The sequence below is a fragment of the Dyella mobilis genome, from assembly GCF_016904945.1.
In the GTDB taxonomy this organism is placed as follows: domain Bacteria; phylum Pseudomonadota; class Gammaproteobacteria; order Xanthomonadales; family Rhodanobacteraceae; genus Dyella_B; species Dyella_B mobilis.
On record NZ_JADIKF010000037.1, the window covers coordinates 351615 to 378591 of the forward strand.

At 54.8% G+C, this 26977-nt stretch carries 20 protein-coding genes and 1 pseudogene; 3 read left to right on the plus strand and 18 right to left on the minus strand.

Going from position 1 to position 26977, the window contains the following annotated elements; translation table 11 throughout:
* Positions 1-21 precede the first annotated feature (21 nt).
* The 4 genes and pseudogenes from ISS99_RS07475 to ISS99_RS07490 all read right to left on the minus strand — a co-directional run bounded on the left by ISS99_RS07475 (position 22) and on the right by ISS99_RS07490 (position 8231).
* Entirely contained in the window at positions 22-1761 is a 1740-nt protein-coding gene (locus tag ISS99_RS07475) for a ShlB/FhaC/HecB family hemolysin secretion/activation protein (protein WP_204630968.1), read from the minus strand.
* Positions 1762-1921: 160 nt separating this feature from the next.
* Positions 1922-2215 (minus strand): annotated as a pseudogene (locus ISS99_RS07480) (ComF family protein); the annotation flags it as partial.
* Positions 2216-2559: 344 nt separating this feature from the next.
* Positions 2560-6327, minus strand: coding sequence for a hypothetical protein (locus ISS99_RS07485; protein WP_204630969.1), 3768 nt, complete (start codon positions 6325-6327; stop codon positions 2560-2562).
* Between the two features lie 476 nt (positions 6328-6803).
* On the minus strand, positions 6804-8231 hold the full coding sequence (locus tag ISS99_RS07490; protein WP_204630970.1) for a hypothetical protein: 1428 nt from the start codon (positions 8229-8231) through the stop codon (positions 6804-6806).
* 423 nt (positions 8232-8654) lie between these two features.
* Between ISS99_RS07490 and ISS99_RS07495 the strand changes: the two genes are divergently transcribed.
* Positions 8655-12761, plus strand: a complete 4107-nt coding sequence (locus ISS99_RS07495) for a hypothetical protein (RefSeq protein WP_204630971.1) — start codon at positions 8655-8657, stop codon at positions 12759-12761.
* Here ISS99_RS07495 and ISS99_RS07500 read toward each other — a convergent pair.
* From ISS99_RS07500 to ISS99_RS07520, 5 genes are all read right to left on the minus strand, one after another.
* On the minus strand, positions 12744-13103 hold the full coding sequence (locus ISS99_RS07500) for a hypothetical protein (RefSeq protein ID WP_204630972.1): 360 nt from the start codon (positions 13101-13103) through the stop codon (positions 12744-12746). The genes ISS99_RS07495 and ISS99_RS07500 overlap by 18 nt on opposite strands.
* A 320-nt stretch (positions 13104-13423) precedes the next feature.
* Complete coding sequence (locus ISS99_RS07505) at positions 13424-17827, minus strand: RHS repeat-associated core domain-containing protein (RefSeq protein WP_204630973.1); 4404 nt, start codon at positions 17825-17827, stop codon at positions 13424-13426.
* Between the two features lie 891 nt (positions 17828-18718).
* Complete coding sequence (locus ISS99_RS07510; protein ID WP_204630974.1) at positions 18719-19495, minus strand: hypothetical protein; 777 nt, start codon at positions 19493-19495, stop codon at positions 18719-18721.
* A gap of 117 nt (positions 19496-19612) precedes the next feature.
* Positions 19613-20113, minus strand: a complete 501-nt coding sequence (locus ISS99_RS07515) for a hypothetical protein (RefSeq protein WP_204630975.1) — start codon at positions 20111-20113, stop codon at positions 19613-19615.
* A 188-nt stretch (positions 20114-20301) separates the two neighbouring features.
* Entirely contained in the window at positions 20302-20520 is a 219-nt protein-coding gene (locus tag ISS99_RS07520; protein WP_204630976.1) for a DUF4926 domain-containing protein, read from the minus strand.
* A gap of 196 nt (positions 20521-20716) precedes the next feature.
* Here ISS99_RS07520 and ISS99_RS07525 point away from each other — a divergent pair, with 196 nt between their 5' ends.
* Positions 20717-22045: a serine hydrolase domain-containing protein gene (locus ISS99_RS07525; RefSeq protein WP_204630977.1), complete on the plus strand. Its 1329-nt coding sequence runs from the start codon at positions 20717-20719 to the stop codon at positions 22043-22045.
* Here ISS99_RS07525 and ISS99_RS07530 read toward each other — a convergent pair.
* From ISS99_RS07530 to ISS99_RS07570, 9 genes are all read right to left on the minus strand, one after another.
* The gene (locus ISS99_RS07530; RefSeq protein WP_204630978.1) at positions 21959-22735 is read right to left on the minus strand and encodes a TIGR02391 family protein; all 777 of its coding nucleotides are present in this window, start codon (positions 22733-22735) and stop codon (positions 21959-21961) included. The two genes, ISS99_RS07525 and ISS99_RS07530, sit on opposite strands and share 87 nt — an antisense overlap.
* A 189-nt stretch (positions 22736-22924) precedes the next feature.
* A complete protein-coding gene (locus tag ISS99_RS07535) occupies positions 22925-23266 on the minus strand; it encodes a ribonuclease E inhibitor RraB (RefSeq protein WP_204630979.1) in 342 nt (113 codons plus the stop codon).
* A 530-nt stretch (positions 23267-23796) separates the two neighbouring features.
* Entirely contained in the window at positions 23797-24084 is a 288-nt protein-coding gene (locus ISS99_RS07540; RefSeq protein ID WP_204630980.1) for a hypothetical protein, read from the minus strand.
* Positions 24085-24163: 79 nt separating this feature from the next.
* A complete protein-coding gene (locus tag ISS99_RS07545) occupies positions 24164-24487 on the minus strand; it encodes a hypothetical protein (protein ID WP_204630981.1) in 324 nt (107 codons plus the stop codon).
* 65 nt (positions 24488-24552) lie between these two features.
* On the minus strand, positions 24553-24831 hold the full coding sequence (locus ISS99_RS07550) for a hypothetical protein (RefSeq protein WP_204630982.1): 279 nt from the start codon (positions 24829-24831) through the stop codon (positions 24553-24555).
* Positions 24832-24888: 57 nt separating this feature from the next.
* Positions 24889-25221 (minus strand): cupin domain-containing protein, encoded by a 333-nt coding sequence (locus ISS99_RS07555; RefSeq protein WP_204630983.1) that lies wholly within the window; start codon positions 25219-25221, stop codon positions 24889-24891.
* A gap of 99 nt (positions 25222-25320) precedes the next feature.
* Positions 25321-25593 (minus strand): hypothetical protein, encoded by a 273-nt coding sequence (locus ISS99_RS07560; protein ID WP_204630984.1) that lies wholly within the window; start codon positions 25591-25593, stop codon positions 25321-25323.
* A 147-nt stretch (positions 25594-25740) separates the two neighbouring features.
* The gene (locus ISS99_RS07565) at positions 25741-26232 is read right to left on the minus strand and encodes a hypothetical protein (protein ID WP_204630985.1); all 492 of its coding nucleotides are present in this window, start codon (positions 26230-26232) and stop codon (positions 25741-25743) included.
* Positions 26233-26241: 9 nt separating this feature from the next.
* Positions 26242-26646, minus strand: a complete 405-nt coding sequence (locus tag ISS99_RS07570) for a hypothetical protein (RefSeq protein WP_204630986.1) — start codon at positions 26644-26646, stop codon at positions 26242-26244.
* A 252-nt stretch (positions 26647-26898) separates the two neighbouring features.
* On the opposite strand from ISS99_RS07570, the gene ISS99_RS07575 reads away from it, so the two are divergent.
* The coding region (locus ISS99_RS07575; protein WP_204630483.1) for a YaeQ family protein at positions 26899-26977 on the plus strand (79 nt) is incomplete at its 3' end.

Here is a 26977-nt window from a genome sequence, read left to right on the forward strand (position 1 = left end):
AAATGACGTGTCGCATGGCTGTCAGAGGGAGTAAACGAGCTGGAAGCCGCTCGCCGTTCGTGTGTTGGGCAACAGATCGCGGCCATGCACCGCCTTGCCGACAAAAGCGTCCCAACTCAGTTGGCGATAGGTACCGCGCAAGCCGAAAAAGCCGCCGCTCAGTGCGGTGTTGCCGGGGATGTATTCGGTACCGGGGCCGCTCACGCGACCGGTGTCGATGCCCGCATAAAGCACCGTGGGCCAGCTGCCCATCGGCCACGACAAGGTGTTGCGCCAGTACCAGCCCTTCGCGGCGGCAAGCGTCTGGTCGCCGTCAAAACCACGCACTGTGTAGCGACCGCCGACACTGATGTATTCGGAGCCGTAGAGGTGATCGCTGCTGTACTGGCCGTGGAACTCGCTGCTCCATTGCACCGGCCGGCCGCCCAAGACGAAGGGCAGATTGAACGATGCATCGAGCGTGGTGAGGCGATAGCGGAAAGTGGGATCGTCGTGTTGTCGGTCCGCCGGATCGTGCTGGCCGCCGAACCACGGCACGCCAAAGCGTTCGGCAACACGCAGATCGATCTGCGTGTTGCCAAGATAATGGCGATGGGCGATGGCCGCCTCCAGCATGCTCATGTCGCGCCGTTGCGAATCCAGTTCCACGTCTTCGATGTAGCTGTGCGCCCAGCGTTTCCCCACACGCAACTCGGCAGTGGTTTTGCTGTGATGATCGCGATGGAGCAGCCGCTGTGCCGCCAGATCGACGGATCTGGACGTACCGCTGCTGGTGAAGGTTTGCGCGGACCCGGCGACGGTCTGGTGATACCGGTAACCGTACGCGCTGGCGGTAAACAACCAGTTGCCGTGCGGAAGGGAGTAATTGCCGTTGAAGCCCTGCGTTCCGCGCCCGACGCCGTTGAGCACGCCATGCGTAGCGCCCAACGAAAGCACATCGCTGGCGCGCAGGGGATTGTCGATGCCCAGCGTGAGGCCCGCCTGATACAGGCCTGTGGCTGCGGCACCGGAATCGTCGAGGGTGGCCACGACGTGCCAAGGCTTGCTGCGTCTCACGGTAATGATCAGATCGGACTGGCCGTTCGCTTGCGCTGGTGCAATATCGATCGCTACGTCCTGCGACGAAACGCGACGCATCTGTTCCAGGCCCTGCTCGATGTCTCGCAGGTTGAGCAGATCGCCTGCGCGCATCGGCAGGGCCGAACGCCAGCCTGACGGTGGCGAGCCATCTGCACCGCGGATGGCGTGAATGATGCCGGGCGCCAGGTTGACGGTGAGCACGCCGGTGGAGATGTCTTGCTCTTGCAGGCCCACGCGCGTGGTGACATAGCCGCGATCGATGATCAGGTCGCCGGCACGGCGCACGATCAGGCTGACGCCTTCGTGCCCGACGCAGCGACCGGCGTATCGGCTGAGATAGCGCTGCACGAACCAGAAATCGGCGGCGCGTTCGCCGATCAGGCGAATACTGCGTAGCGGAATGCAGCCGGCTTCCTCAGGCAGATCGAGGTGGCGGAAATCGGTCGCCACCTGGCGATGCAGGCGCACATCCGGCGTGCGATCACGTGCCACGCGCTCTTGCGCTTGGCGTTGCGTGCGCTCGCGCTGCTGTTGCTCGTCGAGGGTGAGCGGCCGGTCTTGCGCCATCGCCGCCGGCGACAACGCGGCGATGCCCGCCAGCGCCAACCAGCGCGTCCATTCCGGGAAAATCGGAGCCCGTTGTTCTTCCTTGGCGTACAAATCGTCCATACCTTTACGCATGCTCGTGAATCGAACATAGCGAAAAGTTCGGGCGACAAACCGGCGTTTCGCCGGCGCTTACCCCAAAATAGTTACTCCCTACACTGGAAGTACGTCATCGCCTTCAAGAGGTCGGCCATATCTTCGGAAGTTGATGTCAGATTTACCTGACTATCGGATTTCAGCGCCCTGACATCGGCGCGCGTGCCAGCGCCCATACGTCTACGCGCGAGGCGCCTGCCTTCTTGAGCACGCGCGCACATTCGGCAAGCGTCGTGCCGGTGGTGAATACATCGTCGAGCACCGCAACGTGATCGGGCAGCGCAACACCCTCTCGCACGGCGAAAGCGTTGCGCACGTTGCGCCTGCGCTGAACCGCATCGAGCCCGGTTTGCGCGTCGGTATGTCGCAAGCGCTGTAGCACGTCGTGCCTGCACGCTATGCCCAGTTCGCGCGCCAGCGGTTGCGCCAATTCCCAGGGCATGATAAAGACAACCGAAACACTATTTGACAGCTCAATTACAGGGCGATTTTGGTGACATAGCGGAGATTCGCTATGCGACTTGAGTCTTCTGCCTTGGAAGAACAGTTAAGCTCAATTTGCGCAACTTAAAAGCGACATTCCAGGCTCGATTGTAATGCGAGCCTGGCATCAGCATCGTTTAAGTTCTGTTTATGCTGGGAGGATGCGAGGACGGGGTCACAGCAATCGGCGGGCGGCAAAGCTTGGTGCCCGAAGTGTTGGGCCTGACCGACGACAAGCGTTCAACCCCCAAGTGCGTAATAAGCAACCTTTCCATTTGCGATGGCCTTCCGCTTTCACGGACTCAGGTTAATCAGCAAATGATAGAACGTCACTTCGACCGTGCCACGCCAACGGCACTCCCGCCCGACCCAAAGATTTCCGGTGTTCTCTAGCACTTCGATCGTTTTTCCCGCGGCGTCCATAGCGAAGCCGGAATAGTCTTGTTGAGATATATACGCGCGATATCCCTCTGTCAGCCTCTCGAACTTCGGTACCTGGCAGTAGGCAACTATAAAGACAGGACTGACGCATTCTTGGTCATAGCCGGCAATCTTATTGAGATGCTTTAGAATTATCGTGGTATCGACATTGAAGAGGCGAAACGCCTCAAACATTGCGATTCGTCTGCTCCATTGGTCCGTAATGTAGCCATCGACTTGACCTGGCTGGAGCCCACTCTCAGACTTTCCTGTGCGCTTTTGGTCTCGCAGTGCTATGTGGGCCTCTGCCATCCGCTTTTCGAAAAGCGAGACGAACCAATCATTGATCAAGTCCTCATCTGCAATCCTTAAATTTGTTGAGCCATCCTTGTCCTTGACGAGAATCTGCAGATTTGTCTTCCGTAGAAGCAGTTCCCGTGCGACTTCATGCGTAATTTCATAAAGAAATTCAGTGGGGGTTTTGCCTTCTCTAACTATGGCGACATAGTCATCGAACTGCTTGCCAGAGATTTCCTTGTAGTGCCTGGCAAGCTGGAGAGTCGTGCGATGAAGGCTCTCAGTAACCATCTTTGCCATGTCTCGCATCGTCATATCGTTTGACGTTGCTTGACTTAAAAGCCGCATGAGCTCATCGAGCTCAAGTCCTTCCGATGACTGATGATTATGTGAGCGGTAATTCTTGATAATTTTTGTCGCGGCGCTCGGATTTTCGTGTTTAATGAGCGTTTCGCAATAAGGGCGCAAGATCTCAATTCTGTTGCGCTGATCAGTGCTCAGTTTTGACCAGAACGCGTCCATCTCTGTTAGGTCGTCAAGCTCTTTGTAGACATTCATAACGGATGCGACGAATGCGTTGGGAATATCCTCAACGGCAATGGCTCTTAAGCTATCTAGAAATGCCGCCAGCGCGTGCTTTAAGCCATTCGGATTTTGGCTGCCGGATAGACACGCCAGCCTACTTGTAAACAACAAGAAACTGTAGTTGCGGTCCTTGGTTTCTTCAACAAGCGATTCCATGATCAGAACGCATCGCTTTGGATCCGTCTCGCGATATGCTGCAGCAATGATATAGCGCCGGAAGTTTTCGCAATCGCGCCAGTACCGAAAATCGACCGAGTGAGGATTGCCATGAGCATGGGGAATTGGTTTCTGCAGCGTCTCTTTCTCAAATAGCTCAGCGTCAGCCTTATGCTTCTCGAAAAGCAACATAAGATCCCATTTATAGCCAAAGGTGAGCCATGTTTTGTGCAAATGCGTTACGTGCTGATTTTTGCTTGATGCGAAGGGGTCACCAGCAAGTAGGTTTTGGGCTCTGGAAAGCACGCTTGTGGCAAGCGGTGTATCTCCCGCGTTGCACGCAGCAACAAATGCCTTTTCCAAATCGATCAATCCCAAATCAGCGATATCACTGAATTGGCGCGCCTCAATAACCTTCTGCAACCGATCCGCTCGCACCAGTACGGTTGTTTTCTCACGCAATGCAAAGAGCTGAGCTAGGGGAACGTTCGGGACACAGCGGTCGAAGAAGTCGTCATACATCTCATCCGGAAGTCCGTTTATGTAGGAGCAGAATTGGGACCAGAGGTCGTACTTTTCCGCGCCGAAGTAGGTGTCGAACAAAAATATACCCAAGCCGCGGTCGCCGAAACCAATATTTAGTACCAGCTCCAAGGAGCGACGCCCGAAGCGGGCCCAAGTTCCAGGTAGTCGTTCGGGAGTGCCAATGAGCATTAATACCTGCATGTGTTGCTGAATAGCTGAAGATGAGTTGAGTGGATGTTCTTGCGCGTATAGAACGCTCGCGGCCAAATTTGCACTGTCATTGGTTAGCGCCATCATTCGCGAGACGTTATTGATCGCTAATCGATGCCATGGGAGGGTTAGAAAGAATGCTGACGCCTGAAGGCCTGTGTTTTCGCCTTTGACTCCCCGCATAAATGCTTCGCGGTAGTAGTCAAAAAGTTGGTCACAAAGGGTGTCATAGGCGATGTTTGTCGACTCGGCGACGGCGGCATTTAGATGCTCGAGTACCCAGAAGCCAAGAAAATAGAGATGAAAGCTCGCTCGCGAGGGGAGTGGCTCATCCTTGCGAGCGCTTAAATGTTTAGAGAGGGCATCACCAAGGCGTAGCAACTGTTTCCCCGAAAGGCCGTCTAGAAACGTTACCAAGAACTCGTATTCGAACGTACCAGCGAAATTGGCTGCGGTGAAATTGCAGCGCTCGCCTAGATATTCTGCGACTCGAACAAGCCTAAGCCCATCCGAATCATCGTCGCCGATCGTTCGCATGTACTCGTCGCGTATCAGGGTTTGATAGCCCTTGCCGAAATGATGTGCCGAAGCATCGCCATCACGATGCCAGGGAAATATCTGTCGAGCAGATAGATGCTGCAAGCCATAGTCGCACCAACCCTGCAGCGATAGCAGAAGTAGGTTAAATGAAGTGCGAGAGTAAAATGGAAAATCGTTAAACAGTAGGTATTTGAGTGCTGGCCTGGATTTCGAGAGATCCAGAAGTGCCTCAGTGAAGCCCGTCGAGGATAGGGTTTGGCTATCGACAAAAATGCTTGCATCAATGCAGCTGAAAACGGCCCATGAATAGAAAAAATGCATGTGGCCGGAGTGCGCATACTTTGAAAGTGTGGCCGCGAACTGCAATTCGTCCAAGTCATCCAGTGAGGCATTCGGGTACGATCGCTCGAGCGTTTCTAGAGTAGGCTTGGGTAATTCTTCGCACTCAGGGTGGTTTGATCGAGAGTTATCGTCGTGGGAAATGTCAATCTGCCGCTTCATCATGACGGGCGCGGCAAGGGATGAGAAGCGCTCGGAGTTGATGATTTGCCTAAGCAAAACAGTCGAGCTTTTGCTTAGGGATACATCATCGGCCAGCTGCTTTAGCATGAGGCTATTGAACCCCTTGCTCTCCTCTAGCTCCTGGACGTCAAATTCGACTGGCACTGCGGTTCCGCCGTATACCCGTTGGCACATAATCCATCGGTTGAACGCTTCTTCGATATCTACGTGCAGACGCAACTCCTTCCATAGATACGTACTAACCAACGATTTATCATTCGTTGTCCAAGCGAAAAGCCTGAATTCGCCATCTATTTCAGTTATATCTGGAAGAAGCCGAGCCACTGCGCCCTCGCCAAACTCGTCGGACAAAGTGGCTTCGATCTCATCAGACGGTCCTGCGAAATAAGGACTAATAAAATCATTCCGCCCGTAGAGGATGTCTTTCAGGCGCTCAAGCGCTTGAATTACAGGGCGGAGGCTTGAATCGGTCTTCTCTTCGCTGGGCGTGCGCGTTAAACAGACGCTGCACCAATTGCCATAAAAGGCGATCAATCCGAGGTCTTCGAGGAAGCTCTCAGGTAAATTGATTTTCTCAAGCTTATGCAAGCCATTCTTGCTCGGCCAAGCTTCTTGGCCAGAGACTAGCCTTTCTACCGTCGCACGGTCCAGCGGGAGAGTTGCGAGTTTTGCGCGCGATAAAAATAGTGCACGTGCCCTTGCTCTCGCATGTTCGTCGAATGAACGAGCCTTCTGGGCATGATGGCCTCTGTTATATCCAGTTAAAAGCGACTTAAGAATGTTCCAACGTTGCGAATAATTGGGCATCGTGCTCGAAGTCCATATGTCAGCAGGCAAGGAGGTTCTTCTCCACCTAAGTGTAATTCCTTAGGTGCGCGCGCAGGAACGTAGGTATCACCTATTAGGGCCGCACGGACCGAGTAACTGGTAAGCATGGCTGGTCTAATTCCACCATCTGCAGGCAGCAGCCAGTCAGAAGGGACCTCTTCGTGAATATCCACGCGTCCTGGCTCGTCTTATGCTGGGTCCATAGTGCAGCCTAGGTCGTTGGACAAGGCGCCAAGTCTAGGCTGTGATTACGTGGACTTAGGGCTTCGGATTTCTGATCAAAAGGAGCACGATATATTCGTATTGGCACATGGTGTCAACGCGCTCAAGCATGAGTGGCTGTAAGCAGCGGACGTCCCGCTTCGTGCGTTCGACACGGCAGGTCCTGCGCTGGGCATTCCCGGCGCAGAGCCTGCGGCATGAGCCAATCGGGCCTCAATCGGATCGACGCGAGGCTACTGCCTTTCTGAAAATCCTTTTGCGAGCGCGTAGCGTGTGCTGCGCTCCGTGATGGGTTCGATTGGGAAATCGCCGTGGTTCTTTGCATCGGAGCGACATCCGGGTTTTGCATCCGACCCTGTGGGTGACCAGACTGTCCGCGTTGTATCCGGTATTGGTGCGATGAAGCGGATCACGGGATCGATGTAGGGCTGTTGGTAGGGTGGGTTTCGACTCCAATAGCGCCGCATACCGACAAGTGGCCGATCTTCGTCCGGATCGCCTTCGCAGAGGGACGAGACGATATACAGCAACGACTTGTCGTAAACCCCTTTGATTTCCCAGTAGCCGCTCTCTGCAGCGTCCGTGAGGGCAAATGCGCGTAGGGCGGAAACGCGGCGCTTCAACGCATCCAACCCCTGCATCGTTCGCTCAAAGCTGATGGCGGATGCGAAGGTGATTACCTCGACCTGTTGGCGCGAGGCGCCGAGCGCGGCATCCAGCGCTTCGATAAATCGCTGCACGTAGATGCCACCAGCACTGTGCCCCAATAGGGTCACTTTCAACTTTGGGTTTGCCGCCCAGGCTTCCTTGAGTTGTTGGATAAAGGCGGTCCCGCCCGCCTTGGGATCGTCGCGAAACGCCTTGTCGACGTCTACTTTCATCTGGTCCCATATTTTTTTGGTGAACTTTCCCAACCCCGCGGCCATGAACGTTTCCTCGAACACTGTCGTGTAGAGTCCGTGGTCATGGTGGGAGTTGAAGCGCTGGATGATCTTCCAAAGCAGAAGATCGGCACGCTGCGTTTTCTTCCAGTTGAGGTTGCTCGCCTTTGCTTTGCGTGCGGAGGCCCGTTGCGTCGCCAAGAAGTCCGAAAATTCATTCAGCTCCTGATGCGAGACCGATAACTGTGCGCCCACCTGTTTCGACCACACCCGGTCATAGGGTTTCGCGAATTCGGCGAGCTCTCCCAGCGGCATGGGCGGGGTGCCCTCTGGAATGGGCTTCAGCGACTTCTTCGGGAAATACTGGCGATCGACGGTCATCGCCATTTTGTTGGCGACCGTGAATACGCCTTGATTCACGGCTGCAACGAATACGGGATCCGACGCGCAACCCTCGATAATTTCCTTGAACACGTCCCAGGGGCCTGAGTTCCAGATGAAGAAAAACGGATAGGTGCCGCTGTCTGCGTAGGGCTGCATCAACGTTGTCGCTGTCTTCAACCCCTGTGCTCGATCAACCAGGCCACCGTGGAAGAACACGCATAGGTGTACGGATCCCGTTTCCATCAAGTTGGCAAACGCGTGCTTGAGGTCTTTTGGCGTGGTTTCCTTGAACGTTCCTCCCTCCAGATCGATCCTGTGCAAACAATCCGGCGGAGATGCCTCCCTCGTGTTTTTTTTCGCCATCGCGATTTCCCCCGTTGTGATTGATACGGACATCGGAGTTCGACGGAACGCGGACGCGCGATGTCGAACGCACCCGGCGCATGCAGCCTTAGGAGAAGGGTGGGACGTTTGAGCATGCACGACCGATTACCACGGGCGTAGTGCAGGTTTTCGTGCGAAATTCCCCCCCCGATTCATCCGCTTCCCCCGACGCAGACTCGGCGGAGTGTCGCGCTGGACCCGTTATCGGGAGGTGATTTTGGGCAAGGGGAAGGGAACGGCAGAGTGGGCCTTTACCGGGTGAACTTAAGGTCCAACGGCAGGTCCTGACGCCTGCTTGGCTCCCCCGCCGGTCACCTTTAGACTTCGAGCAAGCCGTCCGACCGGTAGATTTCCCTCTCAACCAAACCCGTCGCCTGGCGCTCACCGAAAAGGGCAACGGGTCGCGGACCCATCAGCTCAGGTGAAACGCGCGCCATGACGAACACGCCTGGTCTTCTTCAACCGGAAGCGCCCATTCCCAAAGGCGATGTGGCACGCCAAGCCGTTGACTCTTTGCGGGGGTATGCATACCAAGTCACGGCGGCTGCGCTCGCTTGGATTGACTTGAGTGATCACGGAAGGTTATTTCTTGAAGTGGCCGAAGACTACGCCGAGGTTGCGGGCCCGGCTCTGAATGCGACCCAGGTCAAAGACACTTCGTCGCGAGTCGCCACGTTAAAAGATGAAAATGTCCGCGCCGCGATCGCGAGTTTTGTCCAACTCGTGAAGGACAATCCAACGCATGATGTGACATTGCACTATTTTACGACCTCCATGCTTGGCACAGAACATTTGACGTCGGATCGAATCCGCGGTGAAGCCGGTTTGCAGTATTGGCGTCGCGCCGCTGCGAAGGCCGATGTCAAACCTATTCGGAAAGTTTTGAAGGGAAGCGATTTTCCAAAGGCTGTGCGCGACTTCGTCAATGATCGGGATGATGAAGCGTTGCGTCACGATTTGCTTCAGCGCATCCATTGGGATTGCGGACGTCCAAACATCGACGTTTTGCGGCAAGAGTTGGAAGAGCATCTGATCGTGTTGGGTCGCGACAAATATGGATTGTCATCCGATGAATCCTTAGGGTTGGCGGATGTCCTCATTTGTCAGGTTTTAATGCGCAGTATTCAGAAGCAACCCGCGCAACGCGTGCTCACGCGCGCCGCGCTCTACGACACGGTTGACCGGGCGCGCGGCGTGTATGTTCGGCGGTCGGATGCGATGTCAATGGAAGGCTTCGCGACGACCATGGCACAGGGCGGAGCGGGCGCGGCCTCTTCGTTACAGCTCACGATCGCAGAGCCGGGATGGATCGTGCGAAGCGAGGCGTTATCGGCGTCCACCGGTATGATCCGGCGCGAAAACGTTGAGTTGAAAATTCTTCACGCGCTGCGGGATGAGGGTGCGTGCGTCGTGTTCGGCGCCAGTGGATTAGGGAAGTCTTCGTTGGTTCAACGCGTCGCCATGGCGCTAGGCGGGGCCTTCGTGATTGCAGACCTCCGTGATGTCAGCGTCGAGGATGCACGCGCGCGCCTCGACGAGCTCTTTCGTCGCAGCGCAGATTTTGCGCGCAAGACCGTCGTTCTAGAGGACCTCAACCACCTCGATGATCCTCGTATCTCGCGGTCATTGGTGAAATTGGTCGAAGCGTTGAGGCGGCGCGATTGCACGATGGTCGTCACATGTTACCGCGTGCCTTTAACCCGCAGCATTCACGGCCTCAACCTGAGTGCTGCTTGCATCGTGGAGTGCCCTTACTTCACGGCCGACGAGACCACCGAACTGGTCGGGCTTCATGGGGGCGATGCGAAGGTCTGGGGGGCTGTGGCTCACGCGGTCGGTGCGTTCGGACACCCGCAATTGGTGTTTGCTTTCGTGGTTGGCATGCGGGCACGTGGATGGCCGCGCGAGGAACTTGTCGATGTCGTGGGCAAAGGATTTTCCAGCGGCGACATCGATGCGGAGCTTGAAGTGGCGCGACGCACATTAGTCGGAACCCTCGGTGAAGATCCTCGCTCGTTGCTCTATCGACTCAGCCTTGCGATCGGACGATTCGATAGGGCCTTAGCGTTCGTGATTGCACGTGTCGCGCCGGAGATCATGCGCAGCGGCGAGCATTTGGATGGCTTGATTGGTCCATGGATCGAAACGGTGGCGGCGGGAAGCTATCGCGTCTCACCGCTTGCTGCCCGGTCGGGCCAAGCCATGATCCCGGCCGATGAGCGATTGGCGATCCATAGCGCGATCGCCGGTCATCACCTGTCTGGTCACGTGATCAGTGGCGACAACGTGGATGTCATCCTGGCGCATGCGCTCGCTGGGAAGAACTCGACCGTTCTGTTCAAAGTAAGCTGTGCCATCATCATGGCGCAGCGTGCGATCCTCGCGCGATTAGGGTCAAGCGTTCCTGCGCTCTTGGTCTTTGGGTTCGATAGACCCATCTTCGCCGAGAATCTCGCAGTATCCGCGCTGCTGCGGTTAGCCCAATTCAAATTGATTGGTGAATCGAATCGGGGCGACAACATCGCGTCTTGTGCACGCGCGTTGTTTACGGAGATGAAGGTTATTCCCCGAAAGCCCACGGAGGGAGGGTTCCAGGCCGTAGCGTATTCAACGGTGCTATCCACGATGGGCATCGCCAATCATCTCGACGATTGGCTGGTGAGGCTTGAAGAGTTTCGTAGACTTAGCGGCGAAAGCGAATACCTTCAATCCTTGGCGGATCGCTTTGAGCAAGGGAGTCAGAACCATGTTGATATGTTCGGGACACTGTTTGCGATAGGTGCGCAAGGGATATCGAGCGTCGCCCGGCTTGAACAAATCATTGATGAGCTCAGTGCGCTCACGCCCGAACGGCGCGACCAGTTTCTCAGCGTATTGGCCATCGAAAGCGCTGATTTCTCCACGTTCATCAAGGCCCCTTGGGTTGCCGATCGCCCAGCCAATCCTGCCCAGGCCTTGGTCCACGCCGAGCGTTACGCGCGCATGGCCGCACGAACGAAGTCGTGGTCGATCCAATCGATCACCGTTCAATGCTGGATCTCACGCGCGGTGATGTTTGACGAATACGCTGATGAGCGGGATGAGGCACTTTCGGTTCTCGATAGTGCCGAACAAATCCTCGGTGAAGACATCGCGCTGACGCGTGCGCGCGCGGCCATTTACTTCCGCGCCAAGGATTACGTCACCGCCTTAAGGCTCTCCAAGAAGGTGGCGGATCAAATTGGTTTGAATGACCCCGTTGAGCGCGCCTTTGCGTTGCGCGAAGCAGCCATCAGTGCGGCCAATGTGGACGATTGGAATCTTGCGCGGTCGTGGTTCTTGGAGGCCAAGACAGCAGCTGACCAATGCTCAATTCCCGACATGTCGGTCATGGCGGTCGGCTTGGTGGCCGACGCGTCGGTGGCGGCCGCCTACTCAGGGCACCTGGCGGATGCACTGCGCGGTTTAGCGCAGGCGATGAAGGCGTTGCCTAGCATTGCTCCGGACTCATCGCTTCGCGCCGCGTTTTGCCATCGGCTGGTGCGCCACACGGTATTGTGGATGCTTTCGCATGTGGGCAAACGGGGCATCCTCATTGAAGGCACCCCACCGTTCATGACGCCAGGTGTCTGCTCCAATCCCGAACCCAGCGAACGCATCCTGTCGTCTCAACTCTGGTCCCTGGACGGCTCGTGGTATGTGCTGGCTGAGGCGGAAGTGCTGTCGGGCCAAGACGTTGGCATCACCGCCTCGCTGCCGGATCAATTGACCGCGGGCTCCATCTGGACGATGGAGATTGGACTGAGGGGAGCCCTGATCCAGAAAGCGATCGAACACTCCAACCTTCGCCCGTTTGTTGCGCATCTGTGGCGTTTCGTCGAAGCCATGGCGACGGCTGCGACGCACAAGCACCTCATCGGAACGCCCATGAAAGGGCAGGACTTTCCTCGCGGTGACATTCCCTCGCTTGCGCGTGACGTGGCTACTCCTGGGGTGACGTCCACCCTGATCGACGCGGTATTTAGCTACGCGATCTGCGCGGTGTGTAATGGCCTCGATCCCAACGTCGAGAACATCGTGAGCGCACTTCAAGCAGAGCTCGGGGGGCCGTTTCCCGGCATGGACGAGCTGATCCTTCCCTCCGACCGTGATCGGCCTCATCCAACCGGTGGCATGAAGGAGGGGTTGCTTCGGGGCTTCCGACTTTTCAAGTCAGGCGGTGCGCCGCTTCCGCCAAAGCACTACGTCATGCTCGCGATTTGGTTTTACGACTGGGCGGAACCGTCCAACTTTAAGCCTCAACTGATCCCTGCAATCGCGCGATGGATGCGGAGGGTGTGGACGCGCATTGTGGAGTCGGAAACCTTTAAATTGTCCATGCCGCGGGTCACGGTTCCTCCCATCGAACGCGCGTTGGCGGTGGAGCAAGACGACACGGCTTTCTTGGCGGTGCTCATCTTGGCCGCTGCACCGGCCGCGCAACGGTCACTACCAGCCGACATGGTGGAGAAGTTCAAAGCGTTGTGTTGGAGGCCTGATCCGGCGTCAGTCGGGGAGAGGTAACAACAGTTCTGCATACGCCAGCTTGATGGCATCGAATACCTCGGCGTCTCCGACATGGTCGAAGAACGCCTGTCCCCGCAGGTCCCGGGCGGCGAGAGTCGGGTCCACCAATGAGGCCGATCCATCCAGGCGGCGCACGACCGAATGGGTGCGCACATAAACCTGGGGCCAGCTGTCGGGATGTTGGATCAGCCAGCCCCGCACCACCTCACCACCATGAAGGGCGACGTAGCGTTCGGCATTGGCGTGACACTGGGCTTCCTGCGCGTCGGGAAAGGGAACCGAGACCAGAGGCAGGCCCGCCCGATTCTCCCGCCACCGGGACACGACTTGGGCGGCCACGGCTTGGGCTTCACTGGGCGTCATACAACCAGCGTATCTAACGTCGCGATTTGCGATTTAGCATAGGCTTGATAACGGCAAACCACATTATTAATCCGAACACGCCAGACTCAAGCGACGTGATGAAAAGAAGGTCAACTATTCGGTCTGAAGAGAGAATGCCTTGCACATGACTTTGATACGTAAAGACAAGGAATGTTGGCAGGCCAATGAACAGCCACCCAAGAACAACATTCCCCGAAAGGTTCCTGCTCAACCAGGTCACAGCTTTGGAGCCAATGACTCGCTTTATCGTTACCATTTTGCCTCCCTCTTTGGCATTACGGGCACCATCCGATATCCGATTGCATGGTTGGTCCATTTGGGAAGGGGCCGAACACAGGAGAAGTCGTTGCTTGCGAGGTGGTAAGGGACATCGGATTTGTTGCTAGATAACCTCCGCCTCCACCAACCAATGCACCCGCACCACCGCCAGAAATGCCGCCTACTGCCAAAGAGGCGACTGGCTCACCAGCAGCTGCATCCAATAGTTCCAAAGTAGCTACGCCGTCGCCACCGATTGCCAGCGCACCTGCCTCCCCGATTTCAACTTCAGGAAAACCAATTACGTTGGCTACGGCGAGTGCGCCAACGCCAATGCCACCGAGGATGCCCAATTCGGTACCCGTTCCCATATTGCTTTGCAGATTGGGATTGTAGTTTCTACTTGCATTCGGGTCCGTAGGTGGAGGTGGTAGCCAACCGCAATTCGTTGGATTGAACATGCAGAAGGTGTCGTCCTGCCCCCTGGGGTCGGTCGCGCTCAATGGATTATTTGCGACATACGCGTATGTATTGTTTCCACCGGCAAGACCTAACGGATCGCTTTGTATATACCGACCGCTTGACGAGTCGTAATCACGAAAGTAGTTGTTGCTTAGAATACTTTCCTGGTCGCTGTACTGGCCTGGGAATTGCAAATTGTAAGTGTAGTTCGATGACGTTGGAGTCAGCTCTCCCCACGGATTTCCTTGGTATGGCCACTGCCATACAACTGATCCAACGCTATTGGTTACGACCCGCGGGGTGTTGAGCTGATCCGAAATCACATAAGCGAGCGTCGCCGCCGATCCGGGGTTGTCAATGTTTGCAACGGGGACTCCATCCATCCAAACATAGTCCCTATTAGTAGCTCCGTATTCACTTAGGAGCTGGCCAGCTTGGTTGTAATCGAATCGACTAGCATTGCCATTGACAAGCTTACTGATCCGTTGTCCAAACGCATTATAGATATATGTTCCTACAGTGCCTCCAGCCAATTGAACAACAGTTAAGCGGTCGCGAGCATCGTATCCAAACCCGTAAGTGCCGGCTGCTTCCGAAACCGCGGTGGTGTTTCCATCCGCGTCGACAGTGCGAACGGAGTTCCCTATCGCATTGAGTTGATGGGTCCCAGAGTTATAACTGTATTGGCCGGTGCCAAGTGCCGAACCCGTCTTAACCAAACGGTCGCCTGATTGATTGTAGGTTACGCTTTCCAGTGTGTTTCCCGCGGACTCAAATATCCCTGTGAGTCGATAAAGAGGATCGTAAGCATAGGTTTCCAAGGCCGGATTAGCGCCTGGGGAGCTTCCGAGCGCCACGATATCGCCCATGACGTCTCGGGCGTAGTGTAACGCGATAGATGAGCTGGTGAGATCAGTGAGTCTGTAGTCCGCGTCGTATGAGCGCGAAATGATTTGTCCGTTCCCTAGGGTATAGCCGGTGACCGGTCCGAACGGTAGGTATGTAACATTGCTTGCAACCGTAGCGCCACCTCCACCAGGAATGGAGACTGCGACGGAAGTTATGCGCCCGTCTCCATCTCGAGCATAACTAACGACAGTTCCACTTGGATACGTAATCGAGGCCAGCCGCCCTGCTGGTGTAAGCGAATAAAACGTGACGTCGATGTTTCCGCCAGGCATCACTTGTTGACGCTCAATGATTTTTCCGCGCGCGTCGTAGCAAAATATCGTAGTGACGCTTGTCTCAATGATTCTAGTTAGCCGACCGATGGAGTCGCTGCTGGCACAACCAGTCACGGCATTCGATTCGTCATAGCTATATGTAACGTTTTTGGTCGTGTCGGCATATGTAGTTGTAAGGATTCGATTCAGTGCATCGTAAGTGTTGGTTGCAGTGATACCCCTCGCATCTGTGCTGGTTAGAACATTTCCAGCCATGTCATAAGTCCTTGTCGTTGCGCCTGAGTCTGGACTTGTTTGAGATGTAATGTCGCCAAATGCGTCGTGTATATACGCCGTATTTAAGCCCGATGGATCGGTTACCTGAGAGAGGTTACTCAGGTTATCGTAGCTGTAAATGGCTTTCGTGTTTTGAGTTGCGGAGTCGCTGCCATTGTAATTGTCGATTGTTTGAATCAGTCGATTAAGTGCATCGTAACTCTTCTGACGAACAATACCAAAACCGTCTTCACTTTGAAGAAGATTACCATCCGCGTCATAGCCACCTGCACCATTTACGCTGAAAATTGTATTCCCAAGTCCGTCAACGACTTTTATCAGTTGACCAAGCGAATTAAAGGATCGAGCCAAGCTCTTGTGTAGGTTTCCGTTGCTGTCAAAGATTTCTTCTCCGACTTTATCTCCAGCAGCATCTAGCGTGTATTGAATGTAGTTGCCCTCGTCATCAGCAATCGATGTCAGGCGATGGGCAGCATCGTAGCCATAGGTCGTTTGCACACCGTCCGGGTCGGACATCGTGTGGACAGCCCCATAAGGCATATACGTATAAGTTGTCGTTGCGCCTCCCACGGCAACCGATGCAAGCCAACCACGCGGCGTATAGTTGAATGTTGTGATTACGCCATTGGGATCCTGTAGGGATTTTACGTGCCCATCACTATCGTACGATGTCATGTTGGTCGTGTGACCCATAGGATCGGTGACCGATTGGACGTTCCCATTAGCAGAGTAAGTGTAGGTGGTGACCTGCGACAAGTCCGTGCGCGGACCGGTGCTGGACAGGAGCAATCCAACGATAGGGCAATTTGTTCCAGTTGCCGTGCAGTAAGAATATGACCACTGGCGAACGCCAGCTACCGCACTAGTCGCCGACCCACATGCATAATTGTAGCTGCCAGCCACATTTGGATCGTAGGCGCACTGGGCCGTAATCTCGCCGGACGCGTTGTAAACCCAATCGACCATTGCCAATGGATTCCCGCTGTTGTCTACAACAGACCACTGCGTTGGGATATGAAGTGTTTGATTCCATGTTTGATAGAATGTTCGCTGCTGCGACGTTCCTACCGTTTCAGCACGGCTCGTCTGAACGTTGTCGAAGTCGTAGGTGTATTGACTGACGTTTCCGTTAAAATCAGTGCTTGACGTGACGTTTCCATTGAAATCACGAGCATAGGATGCAACGTTTGCGCAACCTATACACGGCCCACTGTTTCCGGTTACTTGTGCCAATCCGCCCGTTATGCCGTACGTTCGAGTAGTGAGATTGCCAAGCGCATCAGTGATAGATGCTGCGTTATTAGATGCGTATGCAATCGATACGGAATTTACTCCGCCTGCTTGCAGATTGCTCGTAGCTCTGTTGCTCGAATCGTACGTGTACGTCTCGTAACGATTACCGCTTTCGTCTACGATGCCTGTTAATAGCGAGGAACCTGTGCTTCCATTTAGGTAAGGTGCTTCGTTATACAGATACTGGCGTGACGCCCCATCAGGAAAGGTAACGGACGTAAGATTTCCAGACGCATCATAACCATAAGAATAGGCTTCGCCACTAGGCAGCGTAACGCTAGCCAGTTGGCTTTGTTCATTATAGGAGAAGGAAAGGGAGTTTCCTGCGGCATCGGTGACGGAGACGAGGAGCCCTGCAGCAGGGGCCGTTGGCGAAATCGTCTGAGCCGTGCTGTATTTGAGCGTGGTTACAAAACCACCTTTTTCTTGGATGGCTACGAGTTGACCCGCCGCATTGTATTGCTCTGTGATTTTTTTCTTTGTGCGGACAAGGGTCCAACCCGTTGGATTCCCGTTGCTATCCATGGTCTCTGTAAGATCGTCCCCTACGACGATAGTGGTTCCCCAAGTATTTGATGGAGAGGTCCCCGTTAGTATCCAGGTTGTCGTTCGACCGTCTTCCTCGTTGATCGTGACTGACGGTGCTGTTCCCGCCGTGTATAGAAGAGACCGTGAATAGGTGTGTCGCCAGTGTTGTCCGATGACATCATTGGTGACCGAGCTGCTGCTGTTATAGTACCTGCTGAATTTAAGCCATCGTCCGACGGTGAAATCGTCTTCCTTTCGAAAGACATTGCCAGTGCCTATGTTTATAGGATCTCCAGCTACGTTACAGCACATCAATTCGCCATTGTTTAGTGCATTATTAAGGGGAAGGTTGTCGGGATTTCCACTATCTGGGTAATAGCATTCAGCCGTATAGTTTTGGCTCGTCCAGTTTTCATTAAATACTTTTATATAATCGGTGAAATTAAAGTAGTAAAAGATGCGCGGCGTTACGTACGTCGGTTGGTTTAGTTCTGAGTTTATGTGACACGGATTGACCACGTACCCACCGCCTGATGCGACTTCTTGTTGATTCAAAATGCAGTCAGAGAACCAAGCAGTGAGATTCGTGCACCAGTCATTGGCATAGACATACTGATTGCAACAAAGATTCATTAGCATCATTAGTGCAACTGCGACGATACCTTTTATGCCGCGCATAAGCTTGACTCCCTTTGCTGTTAGCAACTGGATTCCTAGATAGAGCGAATGGCATTGATTCTTTCGGTTGATCTGGTGATGCTGTTTTTTCGCTAGCGTACGCGCTAGTGACGCCAACTAGTGACGTCAAGTTCAAGGATGTCCCCGAGACCCCCTACATAGATCACGCGTTATTTGGCGACCGGATATGTCTTTAAGGCGTGAAAATTGATGGGCCTTCGTGTAGGTGGATTGCCCGTTAATTTGTAGGGTTTTTCGCAACACACGCATACCCTCGTCGCCAAGGGCCATACATTCGAGAATGTGTTGGTAGGATCTATGCCCATCATTGCCACTAGGAAGGTCACTGAAAAATGCTTTTAACCAATAGCCGCCCGCTGTTGCGCCGACCCTACAGCGCGCACTTCCGGCGAAAGTAACGCTTCGTTCTATGCTTGCGTATCGGCTAAAGCGACCGGGTCGAGCAGTCCAGCTACCGCCGCCCCCGTCTCTTTTGGCAACGACGTCCTACGGCTGCGGATTACGGTGACCGCTGAACAGCGTTCCGGCACGATCTGAACAATGCGCTGGTGTTGAACACGCTGCTGCTGTTGCTCAATCGGCCAGCCCGAAAAGTCCGCTGTGGGTCGAAGGCAGACCTTACGCAGTCAATCTATGCCTCTTGGCCGGAGAGACGCCACCACCGCGCTCCAGAAAGCGTGTTCCTCCACATTCCCTTGACCCAAAGCTTGTTGCGCGTATCTCTCCGCGTAAAGATGAGCCTCCCAGCCATGGCGCTCGCTAAGTTCGTGCGCCGCCCTCGAAACTTCGATGTAGTCGGGCTTCTCGTTACTCATCCAAGGCTCTCCACCAAAAGGTCCGCTTCGGGTCGAAAGCGGACACTAGGATGCGCTATTCCATAGACCGTTCTTTAGCATTCTGCCTCCACTTCCTTAGTCGGAACTTGCATTGAAGAACCGGCTCATGAGGCGTGATGTCATAGACGGAAAGGGCAGTGATTCGACGACATAGATACAGCCCATTGTCCCATGATTCGGTGGCATGTTCGCACTCCCTTGTCACCAAAAGTTGGCGGGCCTCAATCGTGACAATCGGTGACCATTCGTCCGCGACTTTCCGTCCTCGAAGGAGCATGGCTGAGAGCGCTTCCGCGTTTGTTTCCCTTGGGACATCTACTTGCGAGCCGTTCCTTCCAACTGCTGGACCGGGGGGAATCGCCAGCACTCTGTCGAGGTCATCTCTACCCACCTTCCATGTCTCAACCAAGCGTGCATGAAGGTCGCCCTGGAACCGTTCCACATAAACGATGGCCGTCGCTCCGGCGTCTGGTGTAGTCGGTACGGACAATTCCGTGTATCCGTATTCATTGACGGCAATCTTTCTAAAAGAATTTCCGGGGTAAGCCCCCAAGCTTACGGCTTGGGACGTCCCACAAATGCCGTTATCAAAAGGGCGGCAATGCATGTCGTTCCGAAGCTTCAGCTCCATTTGGTCGCACATGGCGCCACTTTTCGAATAGACGAGTTCCAAGGGACTCGCAGCATGTGCGACAACCGATGCTATCGCCGCGGCAAAGGAAATGACGAGGCAACCCAATCTACGGCGCATTCGTTCCCCAAGCTCGGCTGAGGCTAACCGCTCCAGCGCCTGCAAAAGACGGTCCTTCATTGCTTCTCCCCGGATCAACAATAGCTCGCCCCACCAGGCTCCTGCCGCGAGTGTCCGTTTTGGGTTGGAAGCAGACATTCCAGCGTAGTCTCACAGGCATGCCGCTCATTAATCAATTCACGCGGATGGAGTCGACTCGATCATGATCTCGGACCTCAAAGACTCTGCCGATGCTTCGTGACGGATGCACCATGTCAGATACGTATAAATGCAGACCGCGAATAAGTTGATGCCGAATGCCCACGGCTGCTCAAACTGCAACAACGAATATCCAAACTGGCTTCCGAAGCGCACGTCGAAGTGGAACCTTATGTCTGCGGGATAAAAACTGGCATACAAAAGACATCCGCTAGCGAACATATAGCCCGCGATCGGCGAAGAGAGAAAAGGGATCTGGACCGCCCAGAAACGACGGTTTAATCGCAGAGCCCCATTGGCGTTCTCAAGCAAAGCTACGCCGCTCCAAATGCCCCAGCCGTAGAGCGCAAGGAATGGAATAAGCAACAGTTTGTCCCAAACTGAAACAGGATTGAAAAGTTGCTCAAATCCGAGCGACAGCCCCACAAAACTGCCGCCGAGAGCAAGCGCCCCAAGAGTTCTCCGTTGCCAGAGCTGCATACATGCCCCCCTACCCTATAGTAAATATGGATCACGTTATCTCCGCCTGCCGACCGAGATGATCCAGAAAATTCGTCCCTCGGCGTCGCTCATGCCGAAGCGAAAATGCCACCGCGCGAGCGTAATGTAAGTCGGGTGGAAGTGCATATGCCCCTCCAATTAGGTCCGTCTCGGGTCGGAAGCGGCCCTTACTTAGACATAGCAAACTCGATCTCGTCCGGATACATGGCGGCAAGCCAAACGGTCGATCCATCAACATCCGAACACTCTACCTCGTAGGCGTCTGCATATACTTCGAGGATCGTCCCGACATCACCGACCAGTGGCAAACGCATGTCGAAGAGCTCGCCGCCAGCGAAACGGTCGCCTCGGATTGCGGTTACCCTAACTACGTCGAATTGCTTCATGCGTCCTCCAAACCCCTAAGGTCCGCTCTGGGTCGAAAGCGGACAATTTGCTCCTCGTTCCAAGAGATCATAAACCCCACTCACAATATTCACGACAAGGACAACCCCGCTGCATAGAAAAACAGTACTTTAGGCACTGCTCCTAATTCCTCGGGACCCTTAAGTTCTGCGCAATCGCCCATCCTGCGGGATTGCTATGCGTTACGCCTTTTATTTCCGTCGATGGGAGGGAACGTTTACGAAGCTGGCTGCCGTCGGCGCAATAACTTGGTTAGCCGCCATGAACGCGGTCGCGGCACCATCCCTTATTCCGCCCCGTGTTGAACAAGTCATTCTCGATCGAATTGCGGCAGGACAAAACCCTACGATCGTAATCGCTATCGTTGATGGCGACCGGAATGCGGTTTATGCGTTCGGCAAACTCGATAGCGGCGCCGCACCCACCGGCTCCACGGTCTATGAAATCGGGTCGATCACCAAAACGTTCACGGCCACCCTGCTGGCAGACTCCGTAGCCAAGGGCCAATTGCGCCTGGATCAACCTCTGTCCACCCTTTTACAAGACTTCAAAATCCCTTCAAAGGACGGAAAGGTCATTACGCTGGCTAATCTCGCAGAGCAAAACTCCGGTCTTCCACGTGACCCAACCAACATGGTTATGACCAGCCTCACTGATCCGTTTGCCGACTACGACCGTGCCAAGCTACAAGCGTTTTTGGCTACCTACACGCTACCCAGGTTACCCGGTGCCAGCTACGAGTACTCGAATCTCGCAGTTGGACTGTTGGGCTATGCGCTGGCACGTCATGCCGACACGAGCTATCCCTCGTTATTGAAAGCGACAATTTTTGGACCGCTAGGCATGAAAAACACCTCCGTGGCGGTAGGTGAAGGTGACCCTTCCGACATGGCCACGGGCCACGATTCCAACGGAAAGGAAGTGCCTGCGTGGCACTTCAAAGCCCTCGCTGCGGCAGGTGGTATTCGCAGCACGGGCGATGACATGCTGCGCTATCTAAAGGCCAATATGGGAATGCTGTCCTCGCCGCTACAGCGCGCAATGCAACTCGCGCAAACACCCAGAGCTTCGACTACATCCCCCGACACCAAAATCGGTTTGATCTGGATGACTGAACACGGCGTCGATAGCCATGATGGTCCTGACGTTATTTGGCATGGCGGTGAGACCCATGGATTCCAGAGCTTTATCGGCTTTACCGCTGATCATCAGCGTGGCGTCGTGGTCCTGACCAATGCAAACGCTGGCGCCCGTGATTTGGGGTTTGCCACATTACTGCCCTATTGGCCACTGGCATCCAGGCGTAAGCAGCAACGTCTGCCGATTGACCAGGGAGAGAATATGTTCTCTCGGAAATGGCCCAAGAATGAAGCCACAGATCACTCTCGAGCGAAGTCCGCTTTGGGTCGGAAGCGGACCTTAGCCGCCCAGTGCTGGCGCGCTGCCCTGCACAGCCTTCTCTTGGATCGCCGCCAGTCTCGCGTCGATGATCTTGAGAAGATGTGATGCAAGGATGAGCATTTCGCGCGCTTCGTCGCGCTGGATCTCAACCTTCCGATGGGATGCGGGATTCTTGTAGCTGCCTATGGCGCCGGTCATCAGATTCATCAGTGCGACCCTCTCACCGCGTTCCAGTGTCCTATCTGTCAGAGGGCCTTCGTCAGGATGGAATGCGGCACTCATTAGCGGAACACCGATCCTGTCGGCGCCATAGTTGCCGGCCGCACGTGTCGTTACTTCAAGAGCCTTGAAGGCTTCGAACACAGCTGTCTCGAAGCGCCCCTGCATGAACAGGGGGCGAGCGTCCCGCAGAAGCGTCGGATGCAGGAAAGCGCTCGGCAATAGTTCTTCGCTCAGCATGCCCCTGACACCACTCGCATTTGCAACCTGGCGACCAAGCTTGGTCACGCGGTCGAAGGCTGGGTTGATGCCTGTGTCGGAGCACAGGAGGCCGTTGACCTTCAGCCAGTTCCAAGCGGCTGAGATGGAATTTGCAAGCTCCTGTTGGAGTTCACGCCTGCCTCGATGGTCGTATTCGCCCTCTATCCGGCTCACGTAACTTCCGAGGTGCACCAGGCCGTGCTGGGCGGGGGAGTTCGGACCTGTAAGCACTTCCAGCAGGTAGCCACCCAGTTCGCTGGGTTGAAGATCGACCAGGGTTTGGGCATCGGGAACGAGCTGAATCAGTGTCGCCATGGGGCACCCGCTATACCCGCGCCAAGTGCGGGTAAAGAACAAACCTTAGGGGGCTGCTAGACCATTCGCAACCCGAGCTGCGTGGCTCCCGAGGGCTCTCTACTACCCAAGCTGTGCGGCAACCCCGCCGTGACCGCGCGGCCTTTAGCAATGGATGACAATGTCCGATTTGGGTCGAAGGCGGACTCATCACCGCCTCTGTGCGTTGCAGCCCCAGCCGTCATACATCGCCCCAAAAATTTGGGCGATGCACTCCATAAATCCGCACACTGATAAAACGATGTTTTGCTGTACCGGCATATGGATCTTCACACTTACGCTGTGTTGTCCATTATCTCCTTGCGCGATCGCGGTGCCGTACTGGTAATCGTTGATGAAGCCCGCAACGATTTCCGCCTTCTCCTTGGTCTCTACTCGAAACAGAAAATCAACTTCACGCGAAATGTTGAAATCATCTCCATTTCTGTCAGGGCTTCTCAATACATCCGTATCCGAAGCAGCTACTTCCATCAACTGTTGTACGACAGACATCGATTTTCCTCCAGGCCGGGGACCGTTCCATTCCTTGTTGAGAAAATGGGGGCTTTAGGCAATGTCCGCTTCGGGTCGAAAGCGGACCTTTCGATGCGCCGCTCGGCCGTCCGCCCTGAACGAAATGTCAGACATGCCTGTACAGCTATGGACGATGAGTAACCCCAATGCAAGCAACAAGCACCGCAACCAAAGCCAAAATGCCGGGTGACACGAGAATCATTCGCCACGATCTGCTTATGCGACGTGGCAATGCGAAGGCTACGCTGCCACCCAAGATTGGCGATGACAGCGCAAACAAGGTTGCTACGCCAATGTCGGACTCATCGCCGTGCACAGGTGCAACCCTGAACCTTACTGCTAAAACCAACAAAAGCAGCGCCACTAACCACGCAAAAGTAGATACGGCCAACGCGAGGTAGTAAGGGCTTGGCGATGTGTTTGTTCTGAGCATGTCAAACGCCTGAGTTAAGCCAAGCCGGGGCTTGGCCGACCATGTCTGCTTTGGGTCGGAAGCAGACATTACGAAACTAGCCAGCTTCCACTTCGAGCGGCTCCCAAAGCACTTCGACGGCGAACCTTCGAGCGTCTTCCTCGGATTCGGCGTCAAATACCTCGTAGTCGTTGTTACACAACAAATGCTTCCACGACACGAATGGGTCGTTTAGCGCATCTCTCAGCTCACGCCTAAATTCCGCCGCGTTTGCCGAAGACACCTGGCTGCGCACATACAGGCCTTTCACCACATCGAGAGAGAGACCGTCTTCGCAGTTGAAGACAGTAGATAGAACCCGTCTGATGTTTGGATAGTCGGTCATATTCCTATCGCCCCTCCCCGGGTAGGTCCGCTATGGGTTGGAAGCGGCAACACGCCGTTAACAAACTATGAGGCTAGTTTCACGCGTTTGGTAGGTAGTAAAAGTTGAACCCGTTCTTCTGCAAGAGAACAAACTTCGCAACATCCTTCTCGCCAAACATCGACTCGAGTTTCTGAAGGTCCGCACGTTCAGGGTCCAGATGATGCCTCCCAAGATCCAATGCGTGGACGCCAAACGCATTAGCCAGCTCGTAGCTAATCGAGGACTGCGGCGCGACGAAGATATTGGTTACCACCGTCTGCCCAGCTTCGACGCCAAGATAGCGCTCAGCAGGATATTCCATGGCACTAACCACGTTCTGCGAGAAACGCCCAACGGCGATCACCTGCGCGTCCAGTCCCATCCCATACTCCTAGTTTGACAACCATTATGTCCGTTGAGGGTCGAAAGCTGCCTCATTTCTGTAAGCTAATCCTGCTCGCCCAGTATGGCCATCGTTGCCGCTAAATACTGTTCGGCGTCAGCAAGTGTCTCAACGAGGGCAGGCACTTCAGTGGGACTCCAAAAGGGCAGACGCCATTGTGGATCATTCGCTTTTTTCAGCACAGATACTGTAAAGAAGCCATCCGCTCGTTTGACAATCAACGTCACTACGTCAGGACGTGGCAGAAAGCGCTCCTGCAATACATGATCCCCATCATCGAGCGGTGGACTCCAGATTGCGCCGTACTTCTCTTGCCATGCCATAAGCGTCGACTCCTTCATGTGCTAAACCTAATGTCTGCTTCGGGTCGAAAGCAGACATCACCCTACCTTCCAAACCTGCGGCGGCAATTCAAGCACAAAGATAAACTCAACCGCCTCTTTATAGGTGATGAGATATCTCCCCGGAGGCAATTCAAAGAACTGGTTTGCGTGAATCGTTCGCGCGCCTGAACCATCCTCAGAGGCAATCTCTATTGATCCAGAAATAACATAGGTTGTCTGTGTGACGTTGCATAGGCTAGGAAATTGCGTATGTGGTTTGGCCATTCGCTGCTGAACTCGGAACTTATAGTCGGGCTTGTGTCTCTCCCTTACTGCATTCAGATCTAGCGTTCCGAACATACCTTCGTCCCAGTCTTGAGGCTCATTCATGTGTGACCACCTCAGTTGAGGTAATTGGAGAATAGGCTTCTGATTGACAGCAGTGATGTCTGCCTTGGGTCGAAAGCGGACGTAGTGGCCTCTTGCTGCCTAGCGTTCAGTCTGCACCGCGACGACCAAGCATTCATTGCCGCCGACCTCTATGGACTTCCGCCAGACATGCACCTTGTTTGGGACGGCCATAAAGTCGCCCTGATATGCCTTGGACACGAGCTCCTTGTGAAGACTTGGCGTCAGGTCGGGCAGCGCACCAGAGGGAATGTTGCTGCACCACGTCGAAATAAAGCCCTTGAAATTGCTATGGCTTCCTTGTGCAACATGGCTAGCCCCCCGGTAAGACACAACATACGTATAGAGCGGCACGTTCCCTCCTGCCTCCACTAAGAGTTCTACCTGAGGTCCGCTTTGGGTCGAAAGCGGACGTGAGTGTGGTTCTAGATGGTCGCGCAAAAAGGCCCACTATGGGTCGAAAGCGGACCTAAGAGACGTGAGTGTGGTTCTAGATAGGTGTCATTGGCTGGGCCATGACTGAGGTATATGGGAAAAGCGCTCAATTACGGCGTCGTATCCCCGCGCGCTGTTGGTTGAGTCAATGATGTCGTAGCCCTCCGCCGAACAGGCTAGGAACTGAACAACATAATGAAGAGTGTCTGTACCTTCGATGCACCATTCATGATGCAAATCCTCGTGCCATGAAGGAACAGCGTACACAATGACATGTGCCTTTCCTTCAAGGCGGACCGAATTAATTGTGATGTGCCGCCATATGTCCTGAGGCCGCTTAATAACTGGAACCGTTGGAGGCTCGGCTCCGATCTCGTAAACCTTGGTCAAATAGTCGGCGAAGCATGCTCTCTCCAGAGAAATTTTCAGAGACGGCGTCCACAGCCCGATGTTATCTAGCGCAATCCGCTCCTCGCCAGTGGCGAAATCCGAATCAACTTGGACCGGAACCGAGACTCCAAGCCAAGGGAAGGTGACAGTTTCTGGCAGCGCCTTCATGACACCTAGCTATTTCCCGCCAACGATCTGATCTCGGTATTTTAGCCAGGCCTCAAGGCTGGCTCCCGGGTTCTCCGACTGCTCCAGGAATTCCCCGGACGACCAATCTAAAGCCTGCCAGTCGTGCCTGTGGCAAAGCTCGATGATCATTGGCAAGACCTTGGTCGAGGCTCGCACATGCAGAGCAAAACCCTCGTTTGGATCTGACTCGCCCATGTTGAACTCAATTGAACCATCCACTGACCCGTAAATACCCCAGGTCGGTTCGGTCCAATCCGTTCCGACGAATACTTCAGAAATAGCTCGCTGAACGCCCTCGCGTGACCCTAGAGGCAGGCATCGCTCATCCTGCGGGATTTCGCTTGCGTCAGCGTAAGGCTTGGTGAAACGCTGAATGCTTAAGTCCCAACTCATGGATAGCTCCTGGTTCCGTCCACTTTGTTGTCGACACGAGACTAGGTCCGCTTTGGGTCGGAAGCGGACCTAACCAGCTTGGTAGCACTGACGCCCGATAGCAACGCCTTGCCCGGTCATGGCGGGACAGGTGCGAAGGATGGGTCGCACGCCCCCGCAAGACGGACGGCCCAAGCATGGCCCCCGGTGTCTTTCCGCCCCCCGGGGCAAAGCCGCGTAAAATAGTCGGTTTACGCCCACTCAAGTGCCCCAATGGCCCTCACCGCCACCATCCACAAGGCCGAACTGTCGATCAGCGACATGGACCGGCACTACTACGCCACCCACGCAT